This is a genomic window from Methyloceanibacter sp. (genome assembly GCF_035650995.1).
Taxonomy (GTDB): Bacteria; Pseudomonadota; Alphaproteobacteria; order Rhizobiales; family Methyloligellaceae; genus Methyloceanibacter.
In genome coordinates this window covers 1-3,744 of sequence record NZ_DASRGO010000203.1, presented here as the reverse complement: position 1 = coordinate 3,744, position 3,744 = coordinate 1, and the positions used below count along the sequence as shown (strand labels likewise).

2 protein-coding genes are annotated in these 3,744 nt (G+C 65.6%); one reads left to right on the top strand and one right to left on the bottom strand.

Annotation, left to right across the window (positions count from 1 at the left end):
- Nucleotides 1–692 precede the first annotated feature (692 nt).
- Complete coding sequence (locus VFB18_RS15225; protein ID WP_324977209.1) at nt 693–1,145, top strand: DNA-binding protein; 453 nt, start codon at nt 693–695, stop codon at nt 1,143–1,145.
- Between the two features lie 196 nt (nt 1,146–1,341).
- Here the strand turns inward: VFB18_RS15225 and VFB18_RS15220 are convergent, their stop codons facing one another.
- Entirely contained in the window at nt 1,342–3,348 is a 2,007-nt protein-coding gene (locus VFB18_RS15220; protein ID WP_324977206.1) for a M23 family metallopeptidase, read from the bottom strand.
- Nucleotides 3,349–3,744 lie beyond the last annotated feature (396 nt).

Sequence of the window (3,744 nt, the reverse complement as noted above, 5' to 3'; positions counted from 1 at the left end):
TGAAGGGCGCTTCGCGAGGCGTACGCTAGGCGGGACGGGGTGCGGTGCCCGCGGGCCGGCTGACGCACAGCCGGAACTCGGGCGGCGCCGGAGCTCCCCCCGGACCCACTAAGAGGTCCTGCCAGGAGCTGGCTGCGAGGTTCGATTTTGCGCCAGCCGCCTTCGCGAAGCTCGCTTCGGCGGGCGAAGGAAGGCCGGCGCAAGGATCGAACCGAAGCGGGGCCCGCCGCCGTGAACCACCGCACGTGCTCATGTTGCGCTATCGCTTCGCTACATGAGCGCATGTTGGCGCGCCGAGAGGCGCCCGCCGCGATCCGCAAGGATCGCGGAACCATAGGTTTGCGCTTTTCGGCGCGCCATCCCCCTTCGGGGGAAAACATGCCTCGCGAGAAATATCTCGGCGAGAAATTTCGACGTGGGCTTTTTTATCCCTCCCCTTGAAGGGGAGGGAGTCGCGCTCGTCGTGCGCTCAAGTAGCGCAAAGCGCGGTAGCGCCAGAAGGCCAGCGCGACGGGTGGGGTGGAGGGCACGGCGGTTGACGGAGTGCCGCGCGAGACTCAAAGCCCCCACCCCGGCGTCGCGCTTTTCGATGCGCTACCGCTTCGCTGCTTGAGTGCGAGCGCGACGCCGGACCTCCCCGCAAGGGGGAGGCATGAAAAAGTCAATCGTGGATGTCCGGACCAGGTCCGGGCATGACCGGCAAACTGATGAGGGAGGAGGAAGAGAGCAGGAAGGTGATGAGCGAGACGGAGCTGATAAGACTTGATCGCGAAACGAGGCGATGCGCCCTGCGCTTCGCCGCCGATCGCCTCTGCGCGTGGAGCCTGTGCGGCGATGGGGCGTGCTTGCGCGCACGCGCCTGCCGCGGCGACGTGCGCCGGTGCGCGCGCCTCTTGGGCGACTGGTTCGCGGCCTTCGAGGCCGAGCGGCGGGCAAGGCCCTCCTTCGAGGCGATCGAAGCCGGGCTTGCGACGCCCGCCGAGGTCAAGGTCTATCGCGCCTGGCGGCGAGCGCTCGAGGCGGCGTCGAAGGAACACAGCGAGGACGACGCCGAGATGGCGCATATTCGCCAAGAGTTGAAGCGCCGTATCGAGGCTCTCGCGCGCCAAAGGCGCGAGTTCGGCGATCCCGGCATGGGCGGATGAGGTGCCGGCGATCTCGCCTGAGCGCCGCGACGCACTCCCCGCTCTCCCCTCGTGGGAGAGCACCCGCCGCTTGCGGCGCGGTGAGGGGTCGGCGGCGCAGAGCGCCGCGTCTGGAAAAATCGTGGATGGCTCCGGGACAAGCCCGGCCATGACGAAGGAGAAAGGAGGGAAAAGGCTGAGCGCGGGGACCGCGTCGCTAGTTCGTGGCCTGGGCGACGCGGGCGGTGACCGGGTCCATCTGCATCAGCTGATCGATGCGGTTCTTCTCGCGCTGGAACTCGGCGAGCTCGCGGCCATGCAGCTGAAGCCCGCGCGGCACGGCGATGGTCATCGGGTTGACGAAGTTGTTGTTGACCAGGACCTCGAAGTGGCAGTGCGGGCCGGTCGAGAGTCCGGTCGAGCCGACATAGCCGATGACCTGGCCCTGCTTGACGGCGACGCCCGGCTTCACGCCCTCGGCGTAGCGCGACATGTGGCCGTAGGCGGTCGAGTAGCCGTTGGCGTGGCGGATGCGCACGTAATTGCCGTAACCGCCCTTGCCGCCGACCATCTCGACGGTGCCGTCGCCGGCCGCGAGGATCGGGGTGCCGACGGGAGCGGCCCAGTCGACGCCGGTGTGCATGCGCACATAGCCGAGAAGGGGATGGCGCCGGTCGCCGAAGCCTGAGGTGAAGCGCCCGCCCTTGACCGGATTGCGCATCAGGAACTTCTTCGCGCTGTTGCCATCCTCGTCGTAGTAGTCGACCACGTCGTCGGGGGTGCGGAAGCGGTAGAATTTGCGCTGCACGCCGTCGATGGTCATCGCGGTGTAGAGGATTTCGCCCACGTCCTCGCTGTTCTGGTCGGTGTCGAAGAACACCTCGAACTGGTCGCCCGGCTTGACCTTCTGCTTGAAGTCGACGTCGTAGGAGTGGACGCGGAGCAGCTTCTCGATGGTGGCTTGCGGAATGTGCTGGGCGAGCGCTGCGTGATAGAAGGCGGTGTAGAGCGTGGTGCGGGTCGCGGCGCTCTGCGTCTTGCTCTCGTCGCCTTCGGTGGTGGCGATAAAGTCGCCGTTGCGGTTCCGCGTCACGGTGGCCAAGTGGTCGCCGTCGTGTGTGTAGATCGAGACCTTGACCGGCTCCATGGCGCCGGTGTCCGACGGGGCGGGAACGAGGCTGAAGCGGACCTCTTCGCCCGCCTTCAGATCATCGCTCTGGAAGATGGGGGAGAACGCATCAATGATCGATTGCGCCTCGGAGGGTTCGGTCTCGACCTTGGCGAACAGGCTCATCAAGGTGTCGCCTTTGCCCACGGTGAGCGACTTCACCTTGGCGCTCTCGATCAGGTCCTCGTCGATGTCGTCGCCGTTGTCGGCCGTGTCGGTGTCCTCGAGCGACTTCTCGATCTCGGTGGTGTTGATCGCGGGCGCCGCCGGCTTGAAGCCGTCCTGCGGGCTGTAGGAGGCGAGCTGGAGCGTCGCGTCGCCGCCCTGGTCCGCATAGGCGTAAGTCTCGGCCGCCTCGGCGACGAGCGCGTTCACCTCGTCGGACTTGAGCTCGATGCCGTCGGTCTGCGGTACTTGCGCGCCCGGCAGCTCGACGAGATTGACGCTCACGTCTTGCGGCGCGTCGCTCTGGGTGTCGCCCGAGCCGACCGGGGTCTGGTCGGAATAGAGCTTGAAGGGATTGAAGGCGGGGATGTTGTCGGCGTCGTCGGGCTGATCGGTGGAAAGGCCTACGACGAGCCGGACGTAAGGCTTGATGGTGATGAACTCGCGGCTTCCTTGCCGCTCGGTGATCGTGTCGTGGATGACTTGGCGGCTGATGAAGCCCGCCGACGTCATTTGGATGCGATCTTCCTTCTGGCCATTCGCACTCTGCCCGTCATTGGCAAGGCGCGCGCCCCTGATCGGCTGAAGCGCGGCGAGGCTCGCGCGCCTGATCGAGCTCATCATGCCCGAGCCGTCGTCCATGTTCATCGAGGCGTAGATAGCGACGCCGATGAGACAGACGCCGACCATGCCCGCGACGCAGGTGGAGGCGAGCCATTTGAGCCGGCAGCTCTCGCCGTCGGGCCCCGCCTCGCAGAGATAGACGGGAAGAGCTTTGCGTTCGCTCTTGGGCAGTTCGCCAAGAAAGATCGTGGGGAGTCCGCGGCCAGAGACCGGCACCAGGGCCTGGCCATGCTTTCGTCGCGCGAAGCGATCGCGGCGCTTAAACAACCTGTGTTCCCCCCGTCTACCGGTCGCCGCCCGGCACGCCTAGCTCGACGTGCCCTTGACCCTCAGGCGGACAATACCGATGCGGTATGCTGTCCCTCTGGCGAGGCTGAATTTTGCCGGCGGGGAGATGGTTCCCTTGAAGCCTTGATCGTCCACGCGGTTTGCCGCATAGACGCGGCGCCCAGGATCGATTCAAGGAAGCTTCGCTTGTCCCCCTGCTCGGCTGGTCCATTAACCATACCTAGCCCCGTATGGTTACCACGCCGTTAATGGATGGATCGTGACGGCGCATTTCGGCAGGAATGTGGCCTTACTGCCACGATCAAGGTGGAAAGTGAAAAGTGAAGAAAAGGTCCAATCCCGCCCTTGACAAGGGAAAGGGGCGCCCTTAAATGA